The sequence below is a fragment of the Bradyrhizobium uaiense genome (assembly GCF_010811875.1).
Lineage (GTDB): Bacteria > Pseudomonadota > Alphaproteobacteria > Rhizobiales > Xanthobacteraceae > Bradyrhizobium > Bradyrhizobium uaiense.
In genome coordinates, this window is record NZ_VKHP01000129.1 from 1 (window position 1) to 26,076 (window position 26,076).

Genomic DNA, 26,076 nt, shown 5'->3' on the forward strand with positions numbered 1-26,076 from the left:
AATAGGAGAACGGGCGAGGGCGCAGTGCGAGGCATAGGGGACCAGCAAGGCGCAGGCCGACTACGTCGCCAAGCTGCGCGAGGCCGCCAAGGTCGAACGCATGGACAAGCCGGCCGAGACGGCCAAGGACCCGGCCGCGCCGGCCGATGCCGCCAAGGACGCGCCGAAGCCCGCCGACAACAAGATGGCGCCGGCGAAGAAGTAAGTTTTGCGACACCAATAGCTGCAATGCGCGATGGCCGGGCATGTCCCGGCCATTTGCTTTTTGTCGGACCCGGGAATTTTCCCTTCCCCCTGAAAGGGGGAAGGTCGGGATGGGGGTCAGCCGCAAACGACGCTGCATGCGGAGAGAGCGGATCCCCACCCGCTTTGCTCTGGCGAGCAAAGCGACCTCCCCTTTTCAAGGGGAGGTGAGAGAAGCGGCTCGGACGAAGCTCCTTGAACAATTCATGACAGCGCGTTCGCGCCCGAGCCCTCTCCCGCTTCAGTCGGCGAGATGTTATGCAGCGCTTCCCTCCCCGTAGCCGGAAGCCTGCCGATGTCCACCGCCGTCTCCCCCCTCGCCCCGCCTGACGTTCCCGAGATGCCCGTGATCGCGGGCGTACGGCTTGCGACCGCTGCTGCCGGCATCCGCTACAAGGGGCGCACCGACGTGCTGCTCGCATTGATGGACAAGGGCACCACGGTGGCCGGCGTCTTCACCAAGTCGAAGTGCCCGTCGGCACCGGTCGAATGGTGCCGCGCCAAGCTGAAGGGCGGGAGCGCCCGCGCGCTGGTGGTCAATTCCGGCAACGCCAACGCCTTCACCGGCAAGACCGGCAAGGCCTCCACCGCGCTGACTGCGCAGATCGCATCGAAGGCGGTCGGCTGTTCAACCTCGGATGTGTTCCTCGCCTCCACCGGCGTGATCGGCGAACCGCTCGATGCCACCAAGTTCGACGGCGTGCTGGCGCAGCTCGCGGAGACCGCGACGCCCGACCTCTGGATGGACGCGGCCAAGGCGATCATGACCACCGACACCTTCCCGAAGGTCGCCACCGCGACCGTCAAGCTCGGCAAGGCCAAGGTGACGATCAACGGCATGGCCAAGGGCGCCGGCATGATCATGCCCGACATGGCGACCATGCTGTCCTTCATCTTCACCGACGCGCCGCTGTCGGCCGGCGTGCTGCAATCGCTGCTCAAGGCCGGCGTCGAGGACACCTTCAATGCGCTGACCATCGACGGCGACACCTCGACCTCGGACACGCTGCTCGCCTTTGCGACCGGCGCTGCGGCCGCCAATGGCGCGCCGAAGATTTCGCGCGCCAGCGACCCGCGCCTGAAGGCCTTCACCAAGGCGTTCCAGCAGATCCTCGCCGATCTGTCCGAACAGGTGGCCCGCGACGGCGAAGGCGCGCGCAAGCTGGTCGAGGTCGTGGTCGAGGGCGCGACGACAAAACCGTCGGCGCGCAAGATCGCGATGTCGATCGCCAATTCGCCGCTGGTGAAGACCGCGATCGCCGGCGAGGACGCCAATTGGGGCCGCGTGGTGATGGCGGTCGGCAAGGCCGGCGAACCCGCCAACCGCGACAAGCTCTCGATCTCCTTCAACGGCATCCGCGTCGCCAGGAGCGGCGCGCGCGATCCGTCCTACAATGAGAAAGAGGTGTCGGAGGCGATGAAGGCGCCGAAGATCCAGATCAAGGTCGCGCTCGGCCTCGGCAAGGCCAAAGACCGCGTGCTGACCTGCGACCTCACCAAGGAATACGTCGCGATCAACGGCGATTACCGGTCGTAAGATTCACATCTCGACCCGTCATCCTGAGGAGCGCGTAGCGCGTCTCGAAGGATGCAAGGCCCGTGACGTCTCCGCGTGGACGGAGCTGGGCCGTCGCCCTTCGAGGCTCGCTCCGCTCGCACCTCAGGGTGACGGTGATAGAGCGTGCGCGTGTTGCTAGCTGCTGATCCGCGCGTCGGCGACGGCCTTCTTGAACAGCGCCTTCATCGCGTCCGCAATGCCCTGCGTCGGGCTGACCTCGAAATAGAAGCCCGGCGACGCACAAGCCTGCATGTTCTGCGCGATCTGACTGTTCGGCGACGGACCGAACGGACCCTGGTTGAACGGATCGATCCAGGTCATGTACCAGTTGTTGGTCGGCAGCTGCAGATAGGTGGTGTAGAGCACCGCGATCTTGATGTTGCGCTTCTTGATCGCATCACACAGCGCCGGATTGATCGGCGACTGGCAGCGATTGCTGCCGGTGATCGGCTTCAGGCAGCTTGAATTCGGCTCGTCGGCCACGCCGTCGGAAACGAAGAACAGATACTTCATCGGTGCGGCCGAGGTGCCGGGCCCCGGTGCGCTGATCGCGTTGCTGATGGCCGGAAGCACCGTCGAGAACTGGCTGTCCTTGTCGGCGGTGTACGAGTCGTTGTTGCCGTAGACGCCCATCAGGTCGATGTTGCCGGCCGCGGTCTTGGCGCTCGACAGGCTGGTCGACAGCGTGAACAGCGCGCGCAGGCCGATCGTCGCCGACGAGGCGCCGAAATCGTAGATCGCCATCCGGTACTGGCTGGCATAGGTCGCGGTGTTCGCGGCCGTGTCCATCAGCTGCTGGGTCGCGCTGCGCAGCACGTCGATCCGCGTCGTCACGCCGAGAGACTTGGCGAGATTGTAGTAGTTGTTGGCATCGTTGTAGTCGTGGCAGGCGAACGCGCACTGGTCCGGCGTGTTGTTGACCATCTTGGTCACGTCGGCTGGCGTCGCTGCGACCCCCATCGAAGGCGAATTGTCGAGCAGCAGATAGAAATCGATATAGAGCGGCATGTTCGCGGTCGCGGTCGACGTACCCGTCACGGTCATCTTGCTCTGCCCGATGACGCCGAGGAACATGGTCGGGACGTCTGCGGTGAACCGGACCGTCGAGGTGATGGTGCCGCCGCTCTTGGTCATGGTCGGCGTCACGCTGGTCAGCGTGAAGCCGTTCTGGTTGAAGACATTGCCGCTGAAGATCTTCCGCGCGTCGGCTTCGCCCGCCGAGATCTCACCGTCCGAGGTCATGGCGCCGGCGGCAATGAAGCCGGGCGATTGTTTGGCGACCGCGCCGACGCTCGCCGCGTCGGCGGCGGAGATCAGCTTGCTGCGGATCTGGTTGGCGCGGGAATAGTCGACCGCGCATCCGACCGCGACGACGAGCGGCAGCAGCACAAGGCCGAAGGTCATCGCGATATTGCCGGAGCGATCGCGACGGAAACGGCTGATGGTCCGGATCAATGTGCTCATGGGTTATATCGGCAGAGAATGTGATGGGTAGATAAACCGCTTCACCCTGCGGGTTGCCAATTAAGGCCGACTTATCGCGGATGCAGAAACAGCCACCGGCACAAATCGTTTGGCCGGGCGGCGCATTGCTGGTTAATGAAAGCTTGCAGATCGGAAGGAAATCCCTGCTCCATGGCTGAGATCAAGCTGACCCTCGTCGTCGCCTGCGCGCTGGTCGACGCCGACAAGCGCGTGCTGCTGGCGCAGCGTCCCGAAGGCAAGGCGCTGGCGGGATTGTGGGAATTCCCCGGCGGCAAGATCGAGCCCGGCGAGCGGCCGGAACAGACCCTGATCCGCGAGCTGCACGAGGAGATCGGCATCACCGTGAGCGAGCCGTGCCTCGCCCCGCTGACCTTTGCCAGCCATGCCTACGAGACCTTCCATCTCTTGATGCCGCTCTACATCTGCCGCCGCTGGGAGGGCCTGGCGGTGGCGCGCGAGGGCCAGAACCTCGCCTGGGTCCGTGCCAACAAGCTGCGCGACTATCCGATGCCGCCGGCGGACATCCCGCTGCTGCCGCATCTGGTGGATTTGCTGCTGTGACCGTCACCTCTCCCGCTTGCGGGGGAGGCGCCTTGCCAAAATATCGAAAACAACCCCATGCAAAGTAGCCCGGCGTTCAGCACGGCGACTTGACACGTCGGGCAACTCACCGGCACAATTCCATTATTCCGAAATCGTGCAAGCAGCCGTCGCCCGCCTTGCGAGAGAGGTTGGATCGCTGTGATCTCGCTGGCGCACGATGAGCGGGGCCGATCGTAAGGGACGCACGATGGACGGGCTCCCTCCCCCCTTGCGGGGGAGGGCTGGGGAGAGGGGTGCCACACGGCGCGCTCTCTCAGCGCGCATCTCGACGACGGGCGCAGAATTGCGAAAGCGATGATCACACTGGTATCTCGCCCGGGGCTACCCCTCTCCCCAACCCTCTCCCGACGCAAGTCGGGCCTGCCCGACTTGCGCAAATTTACGATGCGCAACCGGGGTTTACCCCGGTTGCGTGGGAGAGGGGGCCTGAGCAGCGTGCTCACCTCACGCTTCAGCGCTTCACCTGCTTCACCGCCGCCTCCAGGCTCGCTTTGGCCGAACCCGGCCTGAGCGGCTTCGGCTGGCTTTCATGCGGCGCCCAGCCGGACAGCCAGACGATGTCGAAGGTGGCGCGGATGCGGCCGTCGGGATCGGCGAAGCGCTCGCCGTAGATCTGCGCCATCCGCAGCATGGTGGCGCGGCGGGTCGGGGTGTGGCGGCGCTCCCGCAGCACATTGGTCGCGCCCATGCGCCTGAGGTCGGCCATCAGCGCGAAGGCGCTGGCATAGCGCACCACGACGCGGTCGACGTCGGTGACCGGCAGCGCGAAGCCCGCCCGCTGCAACAACGCGCCGATGTCGCGCAGATCGGCGAACGGCGCGACGCGCGGCGACACCCCGCCCTCGCACTCGGCCTCCGCGGCAGCAAAACTCTGCCGCAGCTCGGTCAGCGTATCGCCGCCGAGCATCGCAGCAAGCAACAGCCCGTCCGGCTTCAGCGCCCGGCGGATCTGCGCCAGCACGCCCGGCAGATCGTTGACGAACTGGAAGGCGAGCGCCGAGACCGCGAGATCGAGCGTCTCCGGCGGCAGGCCGAGCGCTTCCGCCTCAGCGAATCCGATCGCACCGACTGATGCCACACGCCCGTGCAGGACCTCCGCAAGCCCGTCACCCGGCGTCCAGACGTCGGCTGCTGAAGAAAAGCTGCGCGACACCGCCTGCAAGCGGTCCGCCATATCCTCCGTGGCGCGCTCGAGCAGGAACGTCGCCGCTCCCGCGGCCTGCGCACGCGCCAGCCGCGCGCCGAGCAAGGCGCGGTCGAACAGGATCGGGGCCGTGGCCGGGGGGGTTGCCATGCCCGCTGGTTACGCCGGACCGCCGCCGCAGGCAATGCGCCTTGAGCCTGCATTGCTCAAACGCTAGCCTTGCCCGATGGACGCCGAGGCATCACCGACACGCTCGATGACCGGTCACTTGCGGCGCGCGCTTGGCGCGGTCGGCGGCGCGTGGCTGCGCACCGCGCGGCTGGCGCTCGACATCGCGCTGCCGACGCTGTGCGTGTCCTGCCGCGAGCCGGTTCATGGCGAGGGCGTCTGCGCGGATTGCTGGGCCAAATTGTCGTTCATCGCGCCGCCGTTCTGCCCGCGGCTCGGCATTCCCTTTGTCTACGATCCAGGTCCCGAACTGCTGTCGATGGAGGCGATCGCTAACCCACCGGCCTATCAACGCGCCCGCGCCGCGGTGCGCTATGACGACGTCGCACGCACACTGGTGCACGCATTAAAATTCCAGGATCGCACCGATCTGGCACCGACAATGGGCCGCTGGATGGCGCGGGCGGGGAAGGAATTGCTCGACGGCGCCGACATGCTGGTTCCGGTTCCTCTGCACTGGCGGCGCGGCCGGAGCCGGCGCTACAACCAGTCCGGCGCGCTCGCCAAGGTGATCGCGCGCCAGAGCGGCGTCAAAATGGTATCGGAGGCGCTGCGGCGTGTCCGCGCCACCGAGCAGCAGATCGGACTGTCGCGCAAGGATCGCGCCAGCAATGTGCAGGGCGCATTCGGGGTCGCCGATGAACGCAAGGCTGACATCCAGGGCCGCCGGGTGATCCTGGTCGACGACGTCCTGACCTCGGGTGCGACAGTGGATGCCTGCGCCCGAGCGCTATTACGGGCGAAGGCGGCGCAGGTCGACGTGCTGGTGTTTGCCCGGGTTGTCGAGCAGCACCGCGCTCCCATATAATCCGGGTATTCTGGTTCAACCGAGCACACCATGACCGCTGCCATTGAAATCTACACCCGCCCGGGCTGCGGTTATTGCACCGCGGCCAAATCGCTTCTGACGCGCAAGAACGCGGCGTTCACCGAATTGAGCGTCGCCAGCAACCCGGCCTATCGCGACGAAATGTACAATCGCGCCGGCGCCGGGACGACCTTCCCGCAGATCTTCATCGGCAAGACCCATGTCGGCGGCTGCGACGAGCTCTACGCGCTCGACCGCGAGGGCAAGCTCGACGGCCTGCTCAGCAACGGAGGCGGCGCCTGATGAGCACGGACAACATTTTCACCGCCGCCATGGTGCAGATGCGCACCGGGCTGCTGCCGGAGCCGAGCCTCGAGCAGGGCACGCGGCTGATCCGCGAAGCGGCGGCGCAGGGCGCCAAGTACGTGCTGACCCCCGAGGTCAGCAACATGATGCAGCTGAACCGCAAGGCGCTGTTCGAGCACTTAGCAAGCGAAGAGGACGACAAGTCGCTCAAGGCGTATCGCGCGCTGGCCGCCGAGCTGAAGATCCATCTGCATATCGGCTCGCTGGCGCTGCGCTACTCGCCGGAGAAGGCGGTCAACCGTTCGTTCCTGATCGGGCCCGAGGGCAATGTGCTCGCGAGCTACGACAAGATCCATATGTTCGACATCGATCTGCCGGGCGGCGAGAGCTATCGCGAATCGGCCAATTACCAGCCCGGCGAGACCGCCGTGATCTCCGACCTGCCCTGGGGCCGGATCGGGCTGACGATCTGCTACGACGTGCGCTTCCCGGCGCTTTATCGCGCGCTCGCCGAAGCCGGCGCATCCTTCCTCACGGTGCCATCCGCCTTCACCCGCAAGACCGGTGAAGCGCATTGGCACACGCTGCTGCGCGCCCGCGCCATCGAGACCGGCTGCTTCGTGTTCGCAGCCGCCCAGGCCGGCCTGCATGAGAACAAGCGCGAGACCTTCGGCCATTCGCTGATCATCGACCCCTGGGGCGAGATCCTCGCCGAGGGCAGCGTCGAGCCGGGCGTGTTCCTGGCCGAGATCGATCCCGCCAAGGTCGAGACCGCGCGCAAGACGATTCCCTCGCTGCAACATGGCAGGCGCTTCGGCATTGCCGACCCCAAGGCCGGCCCGGAGCATCTGCACCTCGTCCGGGGTTCGGCATGATCCGCTACACGCTGCGCTGCGAGCGCGGCCATCAGTTCGAGAGCTGGTTCCAGAGCTCCTCGGCCTATGAATCGCAGGAGCGGCGTCACCTGATCAATTGCCCGGCCTGCGGCTCGACCGAGATCGAGCGCGCCATCATGGCGCCCCAGGTCGTCAGCAAGAAGGGTCGCGAACCGGCCCGGCCGGCGCCGGCCGCTCCCGTCGAGGCACCGGCCAGTGAATCGACGTCGCTGATGATGGCGCACGAGCGCGAGCTGCGCAGCAAGCTGAAGGAACTGCGCGACCATATCGTGAAGAACGCCGACAATGTCGGCGAGCGTTTCCCCAACGAAGCGCGCAAGATGCATTATGGCGACATCGAGCACCGGCCGATCTACGGCGAGGCCTCGCCCGAAGAGGCGCGCGCGCTGATCGACGAGGGCGTCGAGGTCTCGCCGCTGCCGACGCTGCCGGAAGACCGGAATTGACCCCCTTTCGTCATTCCCCGGTGCGCAATTGCGCACCTGAGGGCGCGCCTTTTGGCGCGAGCCCGGAATCCATTTCAACGCGGATTATGCGGCCCAATGGATTCCGGGCTCGCGCTTCGCGCGCCCCGGAATGACGGAAGAGAGTGACATGCCCCCCGAAACCTTCTCCTCCTGGCAGGTCTGGGCGTTCCTTTCCGCCGTATTCGCCGCACTGACCGCGATCTTCGCCAAGGTCGGCGTCGAGGGCATCAACTCCGATCTCGCGACCCTGATCCGCACCGTGGTCGTGCTGATCACGCTGTCGGCGATCCTGTTCGCCACTGGGCAATTCAGCCAATCCGGACCGATCTCGACCAAAAGCTGGCTGTTCCTGCTGCTGTCCGGGCTCGGCACCGGCGCGTCGTGGATCTGTTATTTCCGCGCGCTCAAGCTCGGGCCGGCCACACTCGTCGCGCCGATCGACAAGCTCAGCGTCGTGCTGGTGGCGCTGTTCGGCGCTACCTTCCTCGGCGAACGTCCCTCGGCCTATGGCTGGATCGGGATCGCGCTGATCTCGGCCGGCGCAGTGCTGATTGCCGTCAAAGGTTGATAGCGCTTTCGAGTCTACGCGGCGATCAATAGCGCGACGCCGATCACGATCAGGACGATGCCGAGCACTTCACGCAGCGAGAACGGCTGCTTGAGCGAGAAATACGCCACTCCCTGCGCAAACAGCACCTCGATCAGCGCCAGCGTCCGCACATTGGCGGCGGCGGTGAGCGCGAACGCCAGGAACCAGAATTGCGAGGAGAGCGCGCCCATGAAGCCCGCGAACATCGAGGGCCGCCACAGGCCGAGGATTTTCCGCAGCACGTCGGGCGCGCGCAGCAACAGATACACCGACAGGATCAGCGTCTGCACGAACAGGCTCCACATCAGCGTGTAGGAGGCCGCCGTGACGAACGAGACGCCGGGCACCGCGATGATCGCGCCGCGAAAGCTCACCGCCGAGATCGCGAACACGGCGGCGGCGCCGAGGCCGAGCACGGTCGGGCGCAGATCGGCAAAGCGCCGCGAGCCGCCCGGCCGCAATGCGGTGACGACGACGCCGATGGTCGCGATCACGATCGCGACCACCTTTGATGTCGTGAGATGATCGCCGAGGAAGATGAAGCCGAAAATCGCGGTCTGGATCGCCTCGGTCTTCATGTAGGCCGTGGTCACCACGAAGGAGCGGTCGTTCATCGCCAGCAGCATGAAGCCGGTGCCGACGATCTGGCTGAGCGCGCCGGACAACAGCCACGGCCAGAACGAGGCCGCCGGCCACGGCACGCGATCGCCGGTCAGCGGCACCGCCAGCACGAAGAACACCACCGAGAACGGCAGGCCGAACAGGAAGCGGATATTGGTCGCGCCCCAGGTCCCGAGCGGCCTGGTCAGCTGCCGCTGCATCGCATTGCGCGCCACCTGCCCGAACGCAGCGACGATCGTGAAGGGAATCCAGAGCGAGGCGATTGCGAACATGCGGGGATGAGGAGCACGTGGCGGGGCAGGAGTACACGCGCAGCGTGCCGATTGCGGCTGATGCGGTCAACCAAAACAGCGCATGACAGGGCTGCGTCTCTACTCCTCGCCCTGCTCTTGCGGGGCCGAGACGAGCGTAGCTCGCTCTCTGAGGGTTGGGGTGATGGGCTGCTTCGGCAAACTCGGCGAGCGACGCACGCGGAGAGTCCCCCTCACCCGGATTGCTTCGCAATCCGACCTCTCCCCGCAAGCGGGGCGAGGTAACAAGGACTCACACCTCTTCCGCCACCACCATGTAGTTCACGTCCATGTCGGTCGAGACGGTCCATTTGTCGGCGAGCGGGTTGTAGACCACGCCGGCCTGCTCGGTGACGGTGAGGTTGACGTCGCCGAGATAGCGCTCGAGCTCGGCGGGGGTGACGAACTTGCTCCACTCATGGGTGCCGCGCGGCAGCCAGCGCAGCACGTATTCGGCGCCGACGATCGCCAGCGCGAAGCTCTTCCAGTTGCGGTTCAAGGTCGAGACCACCATCAGCCCGCCGGGCTTGAGCATGACGGCACAGCGCTTGATGAAGGCGCCGACATCGTTGACGTGCTCGACCACCTCCATCGCCAGCACGATGTCGAAGCGCTCGCGTGCGTCCATGTCCTCCACTGTCGTGCAGCGATAGTCGATCGACAGATGGCCCTTGTCGGCGTGCAGCTTCGCGGCCGCGATGTTGGTGGCGGACGGATCGATCCCGATCACCTGGGCGCCGAGCCGGGTGAACGGCTCGCACAACAGGCCGGCGCCGCAGCCGATGTCGAGCAGGCGCAGGCCGGACAGGCAGTTCAGGCTCTTGGCGTTGCGCTCGAACTTGCGGCAGGCGGCGTCGCGGATATAGGTCAGGCGCAGCGGATTGATCTTGTGCAGCGGCGCCATCTTGCCGCGCGGATCCCACCATTCATCCGACAGCTTCGAGAACTTCGCGATCTCGGCCGGATCGACCGAGCTGGCGGAGGCATTGGCGGAGGAACTGGCGGAGGAACTGGAAAGTGTTGATTGTGTAGCCATGATTGCGCGCGCCCCTATCGCGCGGTGATCGAATTGCGAAACGACAGCGGCGAGGCGATGGTCTTGATGGTTTCGATGCCCTCGCCGACGCCGCGGATGGTGACGTCGCCATAATTGAGCAGCCGCCCCATGATGCTCTGGTTGACGTCGACGCTCTCGACCTTGTCGAGGCTCATCTCGAAGGTGCGCCGCTTGATGAAGCCGCTCTTGTGCACCACGCGGAAATTGGTGACGTCGGTTTCCGTGGTCCAGCGGTGGAACCAGGCAGCAGCAGTCCAGTACAGCGCCGCGACGGCGACCACGGCTGCGGCCGCCAGGCAGGCCAGCACGAGGCCGCTGACCGTCGTGAACCGCGACAGGATCAACAGCGCCAGCGCCGCGATCCATCCCCCGATCGCCGGCAGATAGAACATCCAATGCGCATTGGTGGAGTACAGCACCTTCTCGCCAGGCTGCAGGATTTCGTCGATATAGCGTCCCATCCAATCCGCCTTCGCGTCACCCCAGCGCCACAGCCCGCCCGCAACCGGTCGAAACACCCCCAAAGGACCACACGGGACCTCAGGGGCCCCTACCAAGCGGCTTGCCCCCGGGCGCGGCGCTATGTATACGCGCCTTTCGGTCCCCGCGCTTGCGGTTTTCGGCGTGGGTTAACCTATTTATCCTCTTAAAGGAATAGACGCGTCGTCATGGGCCGCCTCGTGATGAAATTCGGCGGTACGTCCGTCGCCAATATCGATCGTATCCGCAACGTCGCGCAGCACGTGAAGCGCGAGGTCGACGCGGGCCACGAGGTCGCCGTCGTCGTCTCCGCGATGTCGGGCAAGACCAACGAGCTGGTGGCCTGGTGCACCGAAGCCTCGCCGATGCACGACGCCCGCGAATATGACGCGGTGGTCGCTTCCGGCGAACAGGTCACCTCGGGCCTGCTCTCGATCGTCTTGCAGGGCATCGGCATCCAGGCGCGCTCCTGGCAGGGCTGGCAGATCCCGATCAAGACCTCGGACGCGCATGCTTCGGCGCGCATCGTCGATATCGACGGCACCGAGATCATCACCCGCTTCAAGGAGCGCAAGGAAGTCGCCGTGATCGCCGGCTTCCAGGGCTTCAATCCCGATACTGGCCGCATCACCACGCTCGGCCGCGGCGGTTCGGACACCTCGGCGGTGGCGATCGCGGCCGCGCTGAAAGCCGACCGCTGCGACATCTATACCGACGTCGACGGCGTCTACACCACCGATCCCCGCGTGGTGCCGAAGGCGCGCCGGCTCGACAAGATCGCGTTCGAGGACATGCTGGAGCTGGCCTCGCAGGGCGCCAAGGTGCTGCAGGTTCGCTCGGTGGAACTCGGCATGGTGCACAACATGCCGATCTTCGTGCGCTCCAGCTTCGACAAGCCAGAGGATATCGACCCGCACGCCAACCAGCCGCCGGGCACGCTGATCTGCAGCGAGGAGGAAATCATGGAAATGCACGTCGTCACCGGCATCGCCTTCTCGAAGGACGAAGCCCAGATTTCCGTGCGCCAGATCGAGGACAAGCCGGGCGTCGCCGCGGCGATCTTCGGGCCGCTCGCGGATGCCAACATCAACGTCGACATGATCGTGCAGAACGTGTCGGAGGACGGCAAGACCACCGACCTCACCTTCACCGTGCCGGCGACCGACTACAACCGCGCCAAGGACACGATCACCTCCGCCAAGGCCAAGATCGGCTACGCCAGGCTCGACACCGAGACCGACGTCGCCAAGGTCTCGGTGATCGGCAGCGGCATGCGCAGCCACGCCGGTGTCGCGGCGAAGGCGTTCAAGGCGCTGGCCGAGCGCAACATCAACATCCGCGCCATCACCACGTCCGAGATCAAGTTCTCGGTCCTGATCGACGCCGCCTACACCGAACTCGCGGTGCGCACGCTGCACACGCTGTACGGGCTGGATCAGGCGTAGGAGCTCTGGACCGGACCGAGCAGCGGGCGGGACCCCTCCGCCGTCATTCCGGGGCTCGCGAAGCGAGAGCCCGGAATCCATTGGGCCGCAGGTTGCGTGGATAGATGGATTCCGGGCTCTCGCTTCGCGAGCCCCGGAATGACGGGCGGAGAGCACGGGATACCCTCCACCTACCCCGCCCCGGAGTTAGAATTTCTCTTAGCGGGCGCAGCATAGGGCTGACGCAGACGTTATTTGCTACTGGCAGGCGTTTTGCTTGGCAAAGCGAGGCTTGATTGGCTATACGGCCAGTCAGGTGGGCTGTCGCAAACTGTGGCACAGTTTGAGCAATCCCGAATCGGCGGGAACTGGCGCAAGCGGCGACGCCGAATGACTAAAATTGTTGTTTTTGACGAGTTTTGCGCCAGCGGCCGGCCGGCCCGGTGCGCCGGCCTCGTGGGGAGGGACTGAAGCACATGCGGAGCGCGTCGGGAGGCCCCCGCATCCTGTTGAGACGGCTCCGCGAAACCATGGCGGAGCAAGTCTCCGCCCAGGAGCGCCTCGACAAGATCGTGGTGCTGATCGCGGCCAACATGGTGGCCGAGGTCTGCTCCTGCTACGTGCTGCGCGTCGACAACACACTCGAGCTCTACGCCACCGAAGGTCTGAACCGCGACGCCGTGCACCGCACCGTGCTGAGCGCGCATGAGGGCCTGGTCGGCCTCGTCGCCAGCGAGGCGACGCCGCTCAATCTGTCCGACGCGCAAAGCCATCCGGCCTTCGCCTACCGCCCGGAGACCGGCGAAGAGGCCTACCACTCGTTCCTCGGCGTGCCGATCCTGCGCGCCGGCAACACGCTCGGCGTGCTGGTGGTCCAGAACCGCGCCAAGCGCACCTATGTCGAGGAAGAGGTCGAGGCGCTGCAGACCACCGCCATGGTGCTGGCGGAGATGATCGCCTCCGGCGAGCTTGCCGCGCTGGCACAGCCCGGCGCCGAGCCCGCCGCACGGCACTCGCTGCACAAGACCGGCGCAGTGCTCTCCGACGGCATCGCGCTCGGCCACGTCGTGCTGCACGAGCCGCGCGTCGTCATCACCAATTACATCGCCGAAGACCTGCCGAAGGAGATCAAGCGGCTCGACACCGCGCTGGCCAATCTGCGCGCCGACCTCGACCGCATGCTGGAGCGCGGCGACGTCGCCGAAGGCGGTGAGCACCGCGAGGTGCTGGAAGCCTACCGCATGTTCGCCAACGACCAGGGCTGGTCGCACAAGCTGCATGAGGCGGTCGCCACCGGCTTGACCGCAGAAGCCGCCGTCGAGCGCGTGCAGTCCGACACCCGCGCGCGCATGCTGCGCTCGACCGACCCCTATCTGCGCGACCGGCTGCACGACCTCGAGGATCTCGGCCATCGCCTGATGCGTCAGCTGGTTGGCCAGGATCATGCGCCGTCGCGCGAGCAGCTGCCCGACAACGCCATCCTGATCGCCCGCGCGATGGGCCCGGCGGCGCTGCTCGACTACGACCGCAAGCGGCTGCGCGGCCTGGTGCTGGAGGAAGGCACCGCGAATTCGCACGTCTCGATCGTGGCGCGCGCGCTCGGCATTCCCGCGGTCGGTGAGGTGCCGAACGCGCCCGGCATCGCCGATCCGGGCGACGCCATCATCGTCGACGGCATCTCCGGCGAGATCTATGTCCGCCCTTCCACCGAGATCGAATCCGCCTATGCCGAACGCGTCCGGTTCCGGGCGCGGCGGCAGGCGCAGTATTCGGAGCTGCGCGACAAGGCCTGCGTGACCAAGGACGGCCAGCCGATCGAGCTTCTGATCAATGCCGGCCTGACCATCGACCTGCCGCACATCGACGACACCGGCAGCGCCGGCATCGGCCTGTTCCGCACCGAACTGCAGTTCATGGTGAGCCCGAGCCTGCCGCGTTCGAGCGACCAGCTCGCGCTGTACCGCACCGTGCTCGACGCCGCGGGCTCAAAGCCCGTCACCTTCCGCACGCTCGACATCGGCGGCGACAAGGCGCTGCCCTATATGGAGACCGTGGTCGAGGAAAATCCGGCGCTCGGCTGGCGCGCGATCCGGCTCGGCCTCGACCGCCCCGGACTGCTGCGCGGCCAGATCCGCGCGCTGCTGCGGGCCGGCGGGGGCCGCGCGCTGAAGATCATGTTCCCGATGATCTCCGACATCGCCGAGTTCGACCAGGCCAAGGCGATCGTCGAGCGCGAGCTGACCTATCTGCGCCAGCACGGCCATTCGCTGCCCGAGCGCGTCGATATCGGCACCATGGTCGAAGTCCCGGCCCTGCTCTACCAGCTCGACGAGCTCCTGAAGAAGGTCGACTTCGTCTCGGTCGGCTCCAACGACCTATTCCAGTTCCTGTTTGCGGTCGACCGCGGCAATGCCAAGGTCTCCGAACGCTTCGACATCCTGTCGGCGCCGATCCTGCGCGCGCTGCGCGACATCGTGCGCAAGGCCAAGACGGCGAAGAAGGCGGCCTCGCTGTGCGGCGAGATGGCGTCGAAGCCGATCGGCGCGCTGGCGCTGATCGCGCTCGGCTACCGTTCGCTTTCATTGTCGGCAACGGCGCACGGCCCGGTCAAGGCGATGATCCTCGACCTCGACGCCAAGAAGGCCGAGGCGATGATCAATCCGCTGCTCGACGCGCCGGTCGGCAGCGTCTCGATCCGTGCCGCGCTGACGAAGTTTGCGGAAACCGAGGGGCTGGCCTTGTAGCGACGCTGTCGTCGCCTCCGCCGCCCTTCGCGCCTTCCGCAAATTCGAGATATCGCCATGCTACCCGAAGCCAAACTCGACGTCCTGCTCGCCCATCACGCCTCGCTCGAGGCCGAGCTGCTCGGCGAGGTCAAGTCCGATCGCTATGTTGCGATCACGCGAGAGCTCGCCGAGCTCAATCCGCTGATCGATGCGGTCAAGCTCTATCGCTCCGCCCGGTCGGAGCTTGCCGACACGGAGGCGATGCTGGCCGATGCCGGGACCGACGCCGAGATGCGCAGCATGGCCGAGGCCGAGCTGGAGACGCTGCAGGCGCGCATCGGCGAGATCGAGCAGCAGATCCGCATCGCGCTGCTGCCCAAGGACGCGATGGACGACCGCAACGTGGTGCTGGAAATCCGCGCCGGCACCGGCGGCGACGAGGCCTCGCTGTTCGCCGGCGATCTGTTCCGGATGTATGAGCGCTTCGCGGCCTTGCAGGGCTGGAAGGTCGAGGTGATCTCGGCGAGCGAAGGCACCGTCGGCGGCTACAAGGAAATCATCGCCGAGGTGCAGGGCCGCGGCGCCTTCGCCAAGCTGAAATTCGAATCCGGCGTGCACCGCGTGCAGCGCGTGCCCGACACCGAGACGCAGGGCCGCATCCACACCTCGGCCGCGACGGTCGCGGTGCTGCCCGAGGTCGAGGACGTCGACGTCGACATCAAGGACACGGACTTAAGGATCGAGACCATGCGCGCCGGCGGCGCCGGCGGCCAGCACGTCAACAAGACCGAATCGGCGATCCGCATCACCCATCTGCCGACCGGCATCGTGGTGATGATGCAGGACAGCCGCTCGCAGCACAAAAACCGGGCCTCGGCGATGAACATCCTGCGCTCGCGCATCTATGATGCCGAACGCCAGCGCGTCGAAGCCGCGCGCTCCGCCGACCGCAAGGAGAAGGTCGGCTCCGGCGACCGCTCGGAGCGCATCCGCACCTATAATTTCCCGCAAGGGAGAGTCACCGACCACCGCATCAACCTGACGCTCTACAAGCTGCCGCAGGTGATCGCAGGCGAGGCGCTCGGCGAATTGATCGATGCGCTGACCACCGAGCACCAGGCCGCGCAGCTTGCGGCCCAGGGCGCGGCGGCGTGAGATTCGTAGCCCGGATGAAGCGAAGCGAAATCCGGGAATCGCACACGCGGTTGGTTCTGCCCCGGATTTCGCTTCGCTTCATCCGGGCTACGGGATGGCGGTGTCTTCCGTGAACCAGTTCACTGGCCAGACGATCGACGCGGCACGGCGTGCGCTGGCAATGCGATTCGCAGCCGCCGGCAACGAGTCGGCCGAGCTCGATGCGCGAATGCTGGTCGGAGCCGCGCTCGGCCTCGATTTGACCGGCATCATCGCGGCCGCAGCGCGGATACTGACGCCGGAGCAATCGGATCTCCTCGAAGACCTCGCACGGCGTCGCCTCGCCGGCGAACCGGTCGCGCGCATTCTCGGCATCAAGGAGTTTTGGGGATTGCCGCTGCATCTCTCCGCCGCGACGCTGGTGCCGCGGCCCGACACAGAGACCGTGGTCGAGCGTGCGCTCGAGCTGCTGCGCGCCGAGGGCGCGACCGAGCGCGCGTTGCGGATCGCCGATCTCGGCACCGGCTCCGGCGCGATCCTGCTGGCGCTGCTCTCGGAACTGCCCCACGCGCATGGCTTCGCCACCGACATCGCGCCGGAAGCGCTGCAGACGGCGAGCCGGAACGCCGCTGCGCTCGGGCTTGCGGATCGCACCACATGGATCGAATGCGACTATGGCAGCGCCCTGACCGGCAGCTTCGACCTGATCGTGTCCAATCCGCCCTACATCCCCTCGGCCGACATCGCCGGTCTCGACATCGAGGTGCGCGCGCACGACCCGCGCGCGGCGCTCGACGGCGGCCCCGACGGGCTCGACGCCTACCGCACGCTGATTTCGCAATCTGCGGATCTTTTAGCTCCGCATGGATTTCTGGTTGTGGAAATTGGGCAGGGTCAGAGCCGCGACGTTGAAGCGCTGATGACGGCTTCCGGGTTATCCCCAACGGGGTCGCCCAAGGCCGATCTCGGGGGCATTCCGAGGGCCGTTTCTGCCCGCCGGCTGCCCCGATAAAGTCCTATTGGAACGCAAAAAAACCTCTTGGATTATCCCCCGGGAACGACTACGTTCCGGGCATAACATCGGTGCTGGCCCCGTAATCCGTTACGGGTGATGACCAGGGTTCAGCAGAGCCCGCCGATCGAAAGGTTCCAGGAACGCAGGTCTCATTGAGCGCAATAGCCGAAGCTGTGCCGCTCTCGACCGCCAAGCGAACGAAAGCCTGTTATTGCGCTTGAAGACTTACGCACGAGAACTGGGCCTGTCTCAACGGGCGGAATGATTTGGCGCTGGCGCGTTTGGCCGGCGGTTGGGGAACGCGTCTTTGCTGCACGCGACTTTGCTGAACGAGATGGTCGGCGACATCGAAACCACTTCGAACGGTATTGCGATTCCGTGTGCCTAGGCGCGCGCCGAATCGGACTCTGGGAATCGAACTTCTGAGAAATCGGACTTTCTGAGAAATCGGACTGTGGACTGCAATCACTTCAGGGCTGGAATAAAAGGCGACAGATGAGAAACGGTCAGAACAACAAGCGGATGCGCAACCGGAATAACAACAACAATAATAACAACAACAATAACCGGCGCGGCCAGAATCCCCTGACACGGGTGTACGAATCGAACGGACCCGACATCAAGATCCGCGGCACGGCCTCCCACGTGGCCGAGAAATACGTCCAGCTTGCGCGCGATGCACGCTCCTCCGGCGATCCGGTGGCAGCCGAAAACTACTACCAGCACGCTGAGCACTACTACCGGATCATCGCCGCCGCGCAGGAGCAGTTCCGGCAGAATCAGCAGCAGCCGCGTCCCGACGCCGAGGTGACGCCGACCGAAGACAGCGACGACGACAGCGACGGCTATTCGAGCTTCGGCCAGGAGCCGGGCTTCGTGCCGCAGCAGCAGCAACCCTTCATGCGCGACAACGGCCAGCAGCCGTACCAGCAGCGCGAGCAACAGCAGCAGCCGCGCGAGCATCGCGAGCGTGACCAGCAGCCGCGTGAACATCGCGAACGCGAGCATCGTCCGCAGCCGCAATACCAGCCGCAGCCGCAGAACCAGCCGCAGCCCGCGATGGCCGATGCCGGCGGCGTCGACCGGCTGCCCTCGTTCATCACCGGCGGCGCGCAGCCGCAGGTCAACGGTGGCGCCTATGAAGGCAACAATGGCGGCGCAGAACGCGGCGAACGAAGCGAGCGCTTTCCGCGTCGTCGCCGCCGTCCGCATGGCCCGCGCGCCGACATGGCGGCACAGCCCGCGCCGAGCGACGACTTCACTCCGGGCAACGAGTAACACAACCATGCGGCCACCCTCCCCTGAAGGGGGAGGGTGAATAATCCGCGTCACGGCTGGGTCGTCTAATGACTCGACTTGCGCGTCGCCGTCGAGGACGGCACCAGCACCGGACGCAACGACGGGATCAGCTGCGTGCGCTCGCGGCGCGCGGGGATCGCGCGATAGACCTGCTTGCTCGCTTCCACGATATGCACGCCGGCGAACGGCATCGACAGCGCAGCACCGACGCGCTCCCACGCCATCGCCGAACGCAAGAACCAGCTGCCCTGCACCGGCGGCATGAACAGCGCCTCGCCCCATGACGACGGCGTGAACCAGGTCTGCCGCAACAGCTGGGTGATCTGCGCCCGTGAATAGGGCCGCCCATGGCCGAACGGCGTCGCATCGGTGCGGGTCCAGACACCGCGCCTGTTCGGGATGATCGCGATCAGCCGCCCCGACGGCGACAGCACCCGCCATACCTCGCGCAGCAGCCGCTCGGGATCGTCGGACATCTCCAGCGCATGAACCAGCAGCACGCGGTCGACTGCGGCATCCGGCAACGGCATCGAGAATTCATCGATCAGCGTCGCCAGCGCCGGCCGGCCGGTCGGCCATTTCAGCACGCCCTGGGCCGCCGGCATGAAGGCAATGCATCGCTCGCAAGTATCGCGAAACAGGCCGAGATAGGGCGTCGGATAGCCGAGGCCGAGCACGCGCTGGCCTTCCGCATTCGGCCACCGCGCGCGAATGCCACGGTTGATCAGCTGCCGCGCCACGATGCCGAGGCGCTGCGAATAGAAGTCGCGGAGGTCGATAACGTCCATGGTCGTTAGCCTAACATGCCCCTTGCTGCCGGGGAGCGCCGAAAATTGCGTTGCCGCCGGAGCGTTAACGCCATATTTCACACCTATATTGGGCGCGTTAAGAGCATGATCCGGGAAAGTCGGCACCGGTTTTTCGAAAAGATCATGCTCTGACCTGTCCGTCCCGTTTGTTCGTGGAGATATCATGACCGCCGAAATTCGCACCTTCAGCTGCCTCACCGACAATTTCGGGTACCTGATCCACGATCCCGCGACCGGCGCAACCGCATCGATCGACGCGCCGGAGGCCGGCCCGATCATCAAGGCGCTGGAGCGCGAAGGCTGGACGCTGACCGACATCCTGATCACCCATCACCATGGCGACCATGTCGGCGGCGTCGCCGAGCTGAAGCAGAAATACGGCTGCCGTGTCGTCGCCCCGCACGACCAGTCGGCGAAGATCGCCAATGTCGATCTGCGCGCCGCCAATGCCGACGTCATCAAGGTCGGCAGCCTGCTCGCGCGCGTGGTGGAAACACCCGGCCATACGCTCGACCACATCTCCTATGTGTTCGACGGCGAGAAGGCAGTGTTCGCCGCCGACACGCTGTTCTCGATCGGCTGCGGCCGGGTGTTCGAAGGCACCTATCCGATGATGTGGGATTCGCTGCTCAAGCTGCGCTCGCTGCCGGACGATTTCCGCCTGTATTGCGGCCATGAATACACCGCCTCCAACGTGAAGTTCGCGCTCACCATCGAGGCCGACAATCCGCATTTGCAGGCCCGCGCCGAGGAAGTGGCGAAGCTGCGCGCCGAGAACAAGCCGACGATCCCGGTACTGCTCGGCGACGAAAAGAAGGCCAACGTGTTCCTGCGCGCCGACGAACCTGTGGTCGCAGCCAAGCTGCACATGAAGGGCGCCGACCCGGCGCTGGTGTTCGGCGAGCTCCGCGAGCGCAAGAACAAGTCGTGATGGCCGAGCTTTCGGCTGCCGACATCATCGCGCGGCTTCAGCTGAAGCCGCACCCGGAAGGTGGGCACTATCGCGAGACGTTTCGCGATGAGCGCGGTGACGCCAATGGCCGCGCCCATTCGACCGCAATCTATTTCCTGCTTGCGCGCGGCGAGCGCTCGCACTGGCACCGCATCGACGCCGTCGAGATGTGGCACTATTACGCCGGCGCGCCGCTGACCCTGCGGATCGCGCAGGACGACAATTCACCGCACACGATTACGCTCGGTCCGGACGTCGCGCACGGCGAGCAACCGCAGACGATCGTGCCTGTTGGCGCCTGGCAGGCCGCGGAGAGCAGCGGCGACTGGACGCTGGTCGGCTGCACCGTCGCGCCGGGATTCGAATTCGCGAAGTTCGAGCTGGCGCCGAAGGGCTGGGAGCCCATTTCGTCCCCGTCATCCCCGCGCAAAGGCTAAGCCTTTGTCGCTGGAGGTGCGAGCGGAGCGAGCCTCGAAGGATGAATCGGCCCCGCTGGTGGCCGTCGACCCTTCGAGACGGCCGCGTTGCGGCCTCCTCAGGGTGACGGTGAAACAGTTGCTTCGTGGGATCGGTAGACTGCAAGCAAAACCCGTCCCGCGATCTACGTTCTTTTTCTCAGCACCATATCCTTGGCCGCGATCAGTCCGCCGCCGGCAATCAGGATCGCGGCGATGGCGATGTTAGCGCTGGGCTTGGCAAAGCCGGCCGCGATCAGGAACGCGGTCGAGAGCAGCGGGGTGGCATAGGACGCGGCGCCGAGCACGCGGATGTCGCCGCGCTTCATGCCGATGTCCCAGGCGAAGAACGCAGCCCCCACCGGGCCGATGCCGAGCGCCACAACAGCCAACCATTGCAGCGGTGTCGCGGGCCACACCGTGGTCTCCACCATCATGTGGACGGCTGCTGCGAGCACGGCAGTCGCAAGGCAGAAGCCTGCCACCGCATCGGTCGGCACTGCCTTGAGCCGGCGCGACATCACCGAATAGGCGGCCCAGACGAACGCAGCGACGAAAGCCGCCGCGAATCCTGGGATCTGCTCCCTTGTGAAGCTGCCGGTGTTGCCGGCGAACAGCAGCACTGTGCCGGCGAGGCCGAGCAGCGCACCGACGATGTGATGGATCGCCAGCCGCTCGCCCGGCAGCAGCGACGAGAACAGCACGATCAACAGCGGCCAGAGATAGTTGAGCAGGCCGGCCTCGGCGGGCGGCGCGTAGCGCAACGCCAGGAAATACAGCGCGTGATAGCCGAACAGGCCACCGACGCCGACGACCCAGGCGATCAGCGGCTGCTTCAACGCGCCGAACGCGGCCGGACGCAGCAGGAAGCTTGCGAACGCGACCGCAGCCCCGATCGCAAACGTCATGGCGGCGAGCTGGAACGCCGGGATCGCCCCGGTCGCGACCGTCATGACCGACAGCAGCGACCACATCAGGATGGCGGTCAGTCCGACAAGGGTGGCAGTTCGGGTCGTCATCTCTATTCAATCCGTCATGGCTTGCCGGCGTCACGGCCAGCCACGTCCTTGCTTCGCGCCCCGCGGTTGTAGCGACGAAAATGCCCGGCACAAGGCCGGGCATTGAGAGTTGATCGGGTGCGCCTGCGGCGCGACGACGCTTCTCGCGTCAGGCGTGATACTGGCCGCCGTTCACGGTCAGCGTCGAGCCGGTGATGAAGCCCGCATCGTCGGCCGCGAGGAACACCACGGCGCGCGCGATCTCCTCGGGTTCGCCGAGCCGGTTGACCGGAATCTGCGGGATCACGTTCTTCTCGAGCACGTCCTTCGGCACCGCCTGCACCATCTCGGTGTTGATATAGCCGGGGCAGATCACGTTGACGGTGATGCCGCCCTTGGCGTTCTCGAGCGCCAAGGCCTTAGTGAAGCCGATATCGCCGGCCTTCGCCGCGGAGTAGTTGACCTGGCCGAACTGGCCCTTCTGGCCGTTGATCGAGGAGATCGAGATGACGCGACCGAACTTGCGGGCGCGCATGCCCTCGATCACCTGGCGCGTCATGTTGAACAGCGAGCCGAGGTTGGTGTTGATCACGGCATTCCACTGCTCGAGCGTCATCTTGTGGAATGCGGTATCCTTAGTGATGCCGGCGTTGTTGACGAGCACGTCGACCGGCCCGAGATCGGCCTCGACCTGCTTCACGCCGGCCGCGCAGGCGTCGAACGATGAGACGTCCCACTTGTAGACCGGAATGCCGCTCTCCGCCTTGAACTTCTCCGCCGCGGCGTCATTGCCGGCATAGCTTGCCGCCACCTTGTAGCCAGCCGCTTTCAACGCCTTGCTGATCGCAGCTCCAATACCGCGCGTTCCGCCCGTCACCAATGCAACACGTGCCATGTCCGTTTCCTCCTTGGCCGTCTTTTATAACCGGATCGCTCCGGTCTGCGCACTCACTCAACGAAGCGCGATGAGATTAGGCTGAATCGTCATCGCGCTTTAGCTCCTTTTTTTGAGCATGATCTCCGCGCAAACGCGTTCCGCGTTTGTCGCGAGGGAAAACCGCTTCACACTTTTCCGAATCATGCTCTCGAAACAAAAATGCCCGGCACAAAGCCGGGCATCTTTTCTATCAGCTCGCGCTGCGGTTGACAGATGATCTTTTCATCACCTAGCCGGCCTCGCTGCCTTTTGTTCAGTCGCGTGCAACGCACATAGCGATGCCCATGCCGCCGCCGATGCACAGCGTCGCGAGGCCCTTCTTGGCATCGCGCTTCTGCATCTCGTGCAGCAGCGTCACCAGCACGCGCGCGCCCGATGCGCCGACCGGATGGCCGATCGCGATCGCGCCGCCATTGACGTTGACCTTGGCCGGATCCCAGCCGAGGTCCTTGTTGACGGCGCAGGCCTGCGCGGCGAACGCCTCGTTGGCCTCGATCAAATCGAGGTCGGCGATGTTCCAGCCGGCCTTCTTCAGCGCGGTGCGGGAGGCCGGGATCGGCCCGGTGCCCATGATCTTGGGGTCGACGCCGGCCTGGCCCCACGAGACGATGCGGGCGAGCACCTTCTTGCCCTGCTTGGCGGCTTCCTTGGCGGTCATCAGCACCACGGCGGCGGCGCCGTCATTGATGCCCGAGGCGTTGCCGGCGGTGACGGTGCCGTCCTTCTCGAAGGCAGCGCGGAGCTTGGCCATCGCGTCGATCGTGGCGCCATGGCGCGGATACTCGTCGGTGTCGACCACGATGTCGCCCTTGCGGGATTTGATCGTGACCGGGACGATCTCGTCCTTGAACTTGCCGGCCTTCTGCGCCGCCTCGGCCTTGTTCTGGGAGCCGACCGCGAACTCGTCCTGCTGCGAACGGGTGATCTGGTACTGCTTGGCGACGTTCTCGGCGGTGTTGCCCATGTGGTAGCCGTTGAAGGCGTCCCACAGCCCGTCCTTGATCATGGTGTCGACCAGCTGGAGGTCACCCATCTTGACACCGCCACGCAGGTATTGCGCGTGCGGGGCCATGCTCATGGATTCCTGACCGCCCGCGACAACGATCGACGAATCGCCGTTGAGCAGCGCCTGGTAGCCCAGCGCCACCGTGCGCAGGCCCGAACCGCAGAGCTGGTTGACGCCCCAGGCCGGGCTTTCCACCGGGATGCCGGCCGCGATCGAGGCCTGGCGGGCCGGATTCTGGCCCTGCGCGGCGGTGAGGATCTGGCCCATGATGACTTCGGAGACCTGACCGGCCTCGACGCCGGCACGCTCCAGCGCCGCCTTGATGGCGATCGCGCCGAGGTCGTGGGCCGGCGTGGTGGCGAACGCGCCGTTGAAGCTACCGACTGGGGTGCGGGCGGCGCTGACGATGACGACATCGTCTGACATGGACATCTCCTATGGGTTGTAGCTGGGTTTCTCGACGGCGGGCGGCCGGTTTGGCGGGCCTGTCTCTTGCTGACTATCCTGTAAACCTCGTTGAGACATGTCAATCGAACTGTCGCGCAAATTGCGCCGCGACGCACTCAAAATGACGCTCCTGGCACTTTCCTGAGCAATACCTTTGCTTTGGAATTAACCGCACAGCACAAAACGGTAGCCGAACGGCTTTGAAAATGCTTACCTTTGCTGCGATGCGTTGCATTTTGCCCTGCGGCGATGCCGTGGGGTTCCAGGTTCTTCGGTGTTGAAGTGAGAGCCCATGGCAAAATCTGAACAACCGACCACGATCAAGAAATACGCGAACCGGCGGCTCTATAATACCGGTACGAGCACCTATGTGACGCTCGAAGATCTCGCGGCGATGGTGAAGGAGGGCGAGGATTTTCTCGTCTATGACGCCAAGACCGGCGACGACATCACCCGCTCCGTGCTCGCGCAAATCATCTTCGAACAGGAAAACAAGGCCGGGCAGAACCTGCTGCCGACCACGTTCCTGCGGCAGCTGATCCGCTTCTATGGCGACAGCATGCAAATGGTGGTGCCGAAGTATCTCGAGCAGTCGATCGAGACGCTGACCAAGGAGCAGGAGAAGTTCCGCAAGCAGATCGCGGGCGCTTTGAGCGGGACACCGTTTGCACCGCTGGAAGAACAGGTCCGCCGCAACATGGAGCTGTTCCAGCAGACCTTCTCGATGTTCAAGCCGTTCGCGCCGCAGCGCGGCGGCTCGGAGCCCGAGAAGGTGCCGGAGCCCGCGGCCGACGATGGCAACATCGACGACCTGCGCCGCCAGATGAAGGATATGCAGGAACGCCTCGAACGCATGTCGCAGCCGACGAAGAAGGACGAGTAGTCCTTCTGCCGATCGGCTGGACCACCGGCCCAGATCGTATCGCAAAATCCTGACGACGGCCGCGCTGGCCGGCGTCAGGCGCCTTCAATGTCTGAGCATGATCTTTTCGGAAGACCGCTTCGCAGTTTTCCGGATCATGCCTTGGCTTCGGGAAGCATGCTCTTGCGGACGATCGCGTGCACGCCCCAATTGCCGTCGACCACCTGGGTGACGCCGAAATCGACCCCGAGCGAGATCAGCGCCAGAGCCTCGTCCTCGCTGAGGCGATAACACTCCATCAGGAATTTGCGCGTCGCGCGGAACGCATTGCGCAGCGCGAGATCGACCGACGAGCGCTGGTAGATTTCCGACTGCGCGTTGCGCCCGAGCTCGCGCAGATAATTGCCGTAGCTGAAGCCGTGCAGGATCCAGGCCTCCGGTGTTTCAAGCAGCGGATGCACAAGCCCCTCGACATGCGGCCTGGTGGCCTTGCCGCTCTTGTGCACGATGAAGCGGAACTGGCCGGTGAGCGATAGCTCGAGCGCAGTGCCGTTGACCTCGCCGTCGCCCTGGGCGAAATGCGGATCGCCGATCGAGAACAACGCGCCGGGCACCGCGACCGGCAGATAGAGCGTGGTGCCCTTGGTGGCGCGCCAATTGTCGACATTGCCGCCGAAATAGCCGGGCGGGATGGAATCAATGATGTCGGATTCGCGCGGCGCTACCGCCATAAAGCCGAAATGCAGCCGTGCCGGAATCCGCACGCCGGCAAGCACGCCGGGCTGCTTTGCGATGGTGGCGTGATCGACCGGCACGCCCGGATAATCGATCGTCTCGTGGCGCACGCCGAACGGATCGGTCTGCGGCGTCCAGCGATAGGAATAGACCGCGCGCGCCCATTCGGCCTGCGCATCGGTTTCGAAGATCGTGATGGTCTCGCGTTTTGCCGGCGGATCGATCAGGTCATTGTATTGATAGCCCCACCAGGCCGCGGCGTTGCTGCCGAACGACTTGCCGGCAAAGGCTGGATTGGCCGAGGGCCGCGGCCAGATATCGAGGATCTGCACCTCGAGCACATCACCCGGCTCCGCGCCGCAGACATGGATCGGGCCGGTGCAGATATGCACGCCGAAGCCTTCGCCGGCGCCGCGGCCGAAGATCGAACCATCCATCGGGCCTGCACCGCGCCGCTCGACCGACTTGCCCTCGGCGGTCCAGCGAAACACGCTCTCGGCGC

25 protein-coding genes and 1 pseudogene are annotated in these 26,076 nt (G+C 65.4%); 16 read left to right on the forward strand and 10 right to left on the reverse strand.

Features of this window, described 5'->3' with window-relative positions; all coding sequences use genetic code 11:
- Positions 1-40: 40 nt before the first annotated feature.
- Both FNJ47_RS26945 and argJ read left to right on the forward strand, forming a co-directional pair.
- A pseudogene (locus FNJ47_RS26945) lies at positions 41-205 on the forward strand (peptidylprolyl isomerase); the annotation flags it as partial.
- Between the two features lie 333 nt (positions 206-538).
- Positions 539-1,780 carry a bifunctional glutamate N-acetyltransferase/amino-acid acetyltransferase ArgJ gene (argJ, locus tag FNJ47_RS26950; protein WP_163158592.1) on the forward strand — a complete coding sequence of 414 codons (1,242 nt, stop codon included), beginning with the start codon at positions 539-541 and terminating at the stop codon, positions 1,778-1,780.
- 156 nt (positions 1,781-1,936) lie between these two features.
- On the opposite strand, the gene FNJ47_RS26955 is transcribed toward argJ, so the two are convergent.
- Positions 1,937-3,265 carry a pilus assembly protein TadG-related protein gene (locus FNJ47_RS26955; RefSeq protein WP_163158594.1) on the reverse strand — a complete coding sequence of 443 codons (1,329 nt, stop codon included), beginning with the start codon at positions 3,263-3,265 and terminating at the stop codon, positions 1,937-1,939.
- A 171-nt stretch (positions 3,266-3,436) separates the two neighbouring features.
- Between FNJ47_RS26955 and FNJ47_RS26960 the strand changes: the two genes are divergently transcribed.
- Complete coding sequence (locus FNJ47_RS26960; protein ID WP_163158596.1) at positions 3,437-3,847, forward strand: (deoxy)nucleoside triphosphate pyrophosphohydrolase; 411 nt, start codon at positions 3,437-3,439, stop codon at positions 3,845-3,847.
- Positions 3,848-4,340: 493 nt separating this feature from the next.
- Here FNJ47_RS26960 and FNJ47_RS26965 read toward each other — a convergent pair whose 3' ends face one another.
- On the reverse strand, positions 4,341-5,183 hold the full coding sequence (locus tag FNJ47_RS26965; RefSeq protein ID WP_163158598.1) for a methyltransferase domain-containing protein: 843 nt from the start codon (positions 5,181-5,183) through the stop codon (positions 4,341-4,343).
- 76 nt (positions 5,184-5,259) lie between these two features.
- Here FNJ47_RS26965 and FNJ47_RS26970 point away from each other — a divergent pair, with 76 nt between their 5' ends.
- From FNJ47_RS26970 to FNJ47_RS26990, 5 genes are all read left to right on the forward strand, one after another.
- Positions 5,260-6,069, forward strand: a complete 810-nt coding sequence (locus FNJ47_RS26970) for a ComF family protein (protein ID WP_163158600.1) — start codon at positions 5,260-5,262, stop codon at positions 6,067-6,069.
- 30 nt (positions 6,070-6,099) lie between these two features.
- Positions 6,100-6,372: a glutaredoxin 3 gene (grxC, locus tag FNJ47_RS26975; protein WP_163158602.1), complete on the forward strand. Its 273-nt coding sequence runs from the start codon at positions 6,100-6,102 to the stop codon at positions 6,370-6,372.
- On the forward strand, positions 6,372-7,250 hold the full coding sequence (locus FNJ47_RS26980) for a carbon-nitrogen hydrolase family protein (protein ID WP_163158604.1): 879 nt from the start codon (positions 6,372-6,374) through the stop codon (positions 7,248-7,250). Before grxC ends, FNJ47_RS26980 begins: the two co-directional genes overlap by 1 nt.
- Entirely contained in the window at positions 7,247-7,717 is a 471-nt protein-coding gene (locus tag FNJ47_RS26985) for a DUF1178 family protein (RefSeq protein ID WP_163158607.1), read from the forward strand. The genes FNJ47_RS26980 and FNJ47_RS26985 overlap by 4 nt, the downstream gene beginning before the upstream one ends.
- 148 nt (positions 7,718-7,865) lie before the next feature.
- Positions 7,866-8,306 (forward strand): EamA family transporter, encoded by a 441-nt coding sequence (locus FNJ47_RS26990; protein WP_163158609.1) that lies wholly within the window; start codon positions 7,866-7,868, stop codon positions 8,304-8,306.
- A gap of 14 nt (positions 8,307-8,320) precedes the next feature.
- On the opposite strand, the gene FNJ47_RS26995 is transcribed toward FNJ47_RS26990, so the two are convergent.
- The 3 genes from FNJ47_RS26995 to FNJ47_RS27005 form a co-directional block, all read right to left on the reverse strand.
- Entirely contained in the window at positions 8,321-9,220 is a 900-nt protein-coding gene (locus tag FNJ47_RS26995) for a DMT family transporter (RefSeq protein ID WP_163158611.1), read from the reverse strand.
- Between the two features lie 271 nt (positions 9,221-9,491).
- Positions 9,492-10,274 (reverse strand): bifunctional 2-polyprenyl-6-hydroxyphenol methylase/3-demethylubiquinol 3-O-methyltransferase UbiG, encoded by a 783-nt coding sequence (ubiG, locus tag FNJ47_RS27000; protein WP_163158614.1) that lies wholly within the window; start codon positions 10,272-10,274, stop codon positions 9,492-9,494.
- Between the two features lie 14 nt (positions 10,275-10,288).
- Positions 10,289-10,756 carry a PH domain-containing protein gene (locus FNJ47_RS27005; RefSeq protein ID WP_163158616.1) on the reverse strand — a complete coding sequence of 156 codons (468 nt, stop codon included), beginning with the start codon at positions 10,754-10,756 and terminating at the stop codon, positions 10,289-10,291.
- Between the two features lie 207 nt (positions 10,757-10,963).
- Between FNJ47_RS27005 and FNJ47_RS27010 the strand changes: the two genes are divergently transcribed.
- From FNJ47_RS27010 to FNJ47_RS27030, 5 genes are all read left to right on the forward strand, one after another.
- Positions 10,964-12,220 (forward strand): aspartate kinase, encoded by a 1,257-nt coding sequence (locus tag FNJ47_RS27010; RefSeq protein ID WP_163158618.1) that lies wholly within the window; start codon positions 10,964-10,966, stop codon positions 12,218-12,220.
- Between the two features lie 455 nt (positions 12,221-12,675).
- Positions 12,676-14,943, forward strand: a complete 2,268-nt coding sequence (ptsP, locus tag FNJ47_RS27015; protein ID WP_163158620.1) for a phosphoenolpyruvate--protein phosphotransferase — start codon at positions 12,676-12,678, stop codon at positions 14,941-14,943.
- Positions 14,944-14,994: 51 nt separating this feature from the next.
- Positions 14,995-16,080, forward strand: coding sequence for a peptide chain release factor 1 (gene prfA / locus FNJ47_RS27020; RefSeq protein WP_163158638.1), 1,086 nt, complete (start codon positions 14,995-14,997; stop codon positions 16,078-16,080).
- A gap of 109 nt (positions 16,081-16,189) precedes the next feature.
- Positions 16,190-17,071: a peptide chain release factor N(5)-glutamine methyltransferase gene (prmC, locus tag FNJ47_RS27025; RefSeq protein WP_347341723.1), complete on the forward strand. Its 882-nt coding sequence runs from the start codon at positions 16,190-16,192 to the stop codon at positions 17,069-17,071.
- A gap of 498 nt (positions 17,072-17,569) precedes the next feature.
- Entirely contained in the window at positions 17,570-18,352 is a 783-nt protein-coding gene (locus tag FNJ47_RS27030; protein WP_163158624.1) for a DUF4167 domain-containing protein, read from the forward strand.
- Positions 18,353-18,417: 65 nt separating this feature from the next.
- Here FNJ47_RS27030 and FNJ47_RS27035 read toward each other — a convergent pair whose 3' ends face one another.
- Positions 18,418-19,161: a class I SAM-dependent methyltransferase gene (locus tag FNJ47_RS27035; RefSeq protein ID WP_163158626.1), complete on the reverse strand. Its 744-nt coding sequence runs from the start codon at positions 19,159-19,161 to the stop codon at positions 18,418-18,420.
- Positions 19,162-19,345: 184 nt separating this feature from the next.
- Here FNJ47_RS27035 and gloB point away from each other — a divergent pair, with 184 nt between their 5' ends.
- Positions 19,346-20,113: a hydroxyacylglutathione hydrolase gene (gene gloB / locus FNJ47_RS27040; protein ID WP_163158628.1), complete on the forward strand. Its 768-nt coding sequence runs from the start codon at positions 19,346-19,348 to the stop codon at positions 20,111-20,113.
- Positions 20,113-20,571 (forward strand): cupin domain-containing protein, encoded by a 459-nt coding sequence (locus tag FNJ47_RS27045; protein WP_163158630.1) that lies wholly within the window; start codon positions 20,113-20,115, stop codon positions 20,569-20,571. Before gloB ends, FNJ47_RS27045 begins: the two co-directional genes overlap by 1 nt.
- Positions 20,572-20,735: 164 nt before the next feature.
- On the opposite strand, the gene yddG is transcribed toward FNJ47_RS27045, so the two are convergent.
- The 3 genes from yddG to FNJ47_RS27060 all read right to left on the reverse strand — a co-directional run bounded on the left by yddG (position 20,736) and on the right by FNJ47_RS27060 (position 23,956).
- Positions 20,736-21,608 carry an aromatic amino acid exporter YddG gene (gene yddG, locus FNJ47_RS27050; protein WP_163158632.1) on the reverse strand — a complete coding sequence of 291 codons (873 nt, stop codon included), beginning with the start codon at positions 21,606-21,608 and terminating at the stop codon, positions 20,736-20,738.
- Positions 21,609-21,756: 148 nt separating this feature from the next.
- On the reverse strand, positions 21,757-22,482 hold the full coding sequence (gene phbB, locus FNJ47_RS27055; RefSeq protein WP_050425845.1) for an acetoacetyl-CoA reductase: 726 nt from the start codon (positions 22,480-22,482) through the stop codon (positions 21,757-21,759).
- A gap of 295 nt (positions 22,483-22,777) precedes the next feature.
- Positions 22,778-23,956 (reverse strand): acetyl-CoA C-acetyltransferase, encoded by a 1,179-nt coding sequence (locus tag FNJ47_RS27060; RefSeq protein WP_163158634.1) that lies wholly within the window; start codon positions 23,954-23,956, stop codon positions 22,778-22,780.
- Positions 23,957-24,269: 313 nt separating this feature from the next.
- Here FNJ47_RS27060 and phaR point away from each other — a divergent pair, with 313 nt between their 5' ends.
- Positions 24,270-24,860: a polyhydroxyalkanoate synthesis repressor PhaR gene (phaR, locus tag FNJ47_RS27065; RefSeq protein ID WP_163158636.1), complete on the forward strand. Its 591-nt coding sequence runs from the start codon at positions 24,270-24,272 to the stop codon at positions 24,858-24,860.
- Between the two features lie 134 nt (positions 24,861-24,994).
- Here the strand turns inward: phaR and FNJ47_RS27070 are convergent.
- Positions 24,995-26,076, reverse strand: a 1,082-nt coding sequence (locus FNJ47_RS27070) for an acetamidase/formamidase family protein (RefSeq protein WP_175068423.1), incomplete at its 5' end; no start/stop codon positions are given.

Coding starts and splice junctions, on each gene's coding strand:
- FNJ47_RS27030 (WP_163158624.1), top strand. CDS start 17,570: ATGAGAAACGGTCAGAACAACAAGCGGATGCGCAACCGGAATAACAAC.
- FNJ47_RS26990 (WP_163158609.1), top strand. CDS start 7,866: ATGCCCCCCGAAACCTTCTCCTCCTGGCAGGTCTGGGCGTTCCTTTCC.
- FNJ47_RS27035 (WP_163158626.1), bottom strand. CDS start 19,161: ATGGACGTTATCGACCTCCGCGACTTCTATTCGCAGCGCCTCGGCATC.
- phaR (WP_163158636.1), top strand. CDS start 24,270: ATGGCAAAATCTGAACAACCGACCACGATCAAGAAATACGCGAACCGG.
- grxC (WP_163158602.1), top strand. CDS start 6,100: ATGACCGCTGCCATTGAAATCTACACCCGCCCGGGCTGCGGTTATTGC.
- FNJ47_RS26980 (WP_163158604.1), top strand. CDS start 6,372: ATGAGCACGGACAACATTTTCACCGCCGCCATGGTGCAGATGCGCACC.
- ubiG (WP_163158614.1), bottom strand. CDS start 10,274: ATGGCTACACAATCAACACTTTCCAGTTCCTCCGCCAGTTCCTCCGCC.
- FNJ47_RS26995 (WP_163158611.1), bottom strand. CDS start 9,220: ATGTTCGCAATCGCCTCGCTCTGGATTCCCTTCACGATCGTCGCTGCG.
- yddG (WP_163158632.1), bottom strand. CDS start 21,608: ATGACGACCCGAACTGCCACCCTTGTCGGACTGACCGCCATCCTGATG.
- FNJ47_RS26960 (WP_163158596.1), top strand. CDS start 3,437: ATGGCTGAGATCAAGCTGACCCTCGTCGTCGCCTGCGCGCTGGTCGAC.
- FNJ47_RS27010 (WP_163158618.1), top strand. CDS start 10,964: ATGGGCCGCCTCGTGATGAAATTCGGCGGTACGTCCGTCGCCAATATC.
- FNJ47_RS26970 (WP_163158600.1), top strand. CDS start 5,260: ATGGACGCCGAGGCATCACCGACACGCTCGATGACCGGTCACTTGCGG.
- FNJ47_RS27060 (WP_163158634.1), bottom strand. CDS start 23,956: ATGTCAGACGATGTCGTCATCGTCAGCGCCGCCCGCACCCCAGTCGGT.
- FNJ47_RS27045 (WP_163158630.1), top strand. CDS start 20,113: ATGGCCGAGCTTTCGGCTGCCGACATCATCGCGCGGCTTCAGCTGAAG.
- FNJ47_RS26965 (WP_163158598.1), bottom strand. CDS start 5,183: ATGGCAACCCCCCCGGCCACGGCCCCGATCCTGTTCGACCGCGCCTTG.
- FNJ47_RS27005 (WP_163158616.1), bottom strand. CDS start 10,756: ATGGGACGCTATATCGACGAAATCCTGCAGCCTGGCGAGAAGGTGCTG.
- ptsP (WP_163158620.1), top strand. CDS start 12,676: ATGCGGAGCGCGTCGGGAGGCCCCCGCATCCTGTTGAGACGGCTCCGC.
- gloB (WP_163158628.1), top strand. CDS start 19,346: ATGACCGCCGAAATTCGCACCTTCAGCTGCCTCACCGACAATTTCGGG.
- FNJ47_RS26955 (WP_163158594.1), bottom strand. CDS start 3,265: ATGAGCACATTGATCCGGACCATCAGCCGTTTCCGTCGCGATCGCTCC.
- FNJ47_RS26985 (WP_163158607.1), top strand. CDS start 7,247: ATGATCCGCTACACGCTGCGCTGCGAGCGCGGCCATCAGTTCGAGAGC.
- phbB (WP_050425845.1), bottom strand. CDS start 22,482: ATGGCACGTGTTGCATTGGTGACGGGCGGAACGCGCGGTATTGGAGCT.
- argJ (WP_163158592.1), top strand. CDS start 539: ATGTCCACCGCCGTCTCCCCCCTCGCCCCGCCTGACGTTCCCGAGATG.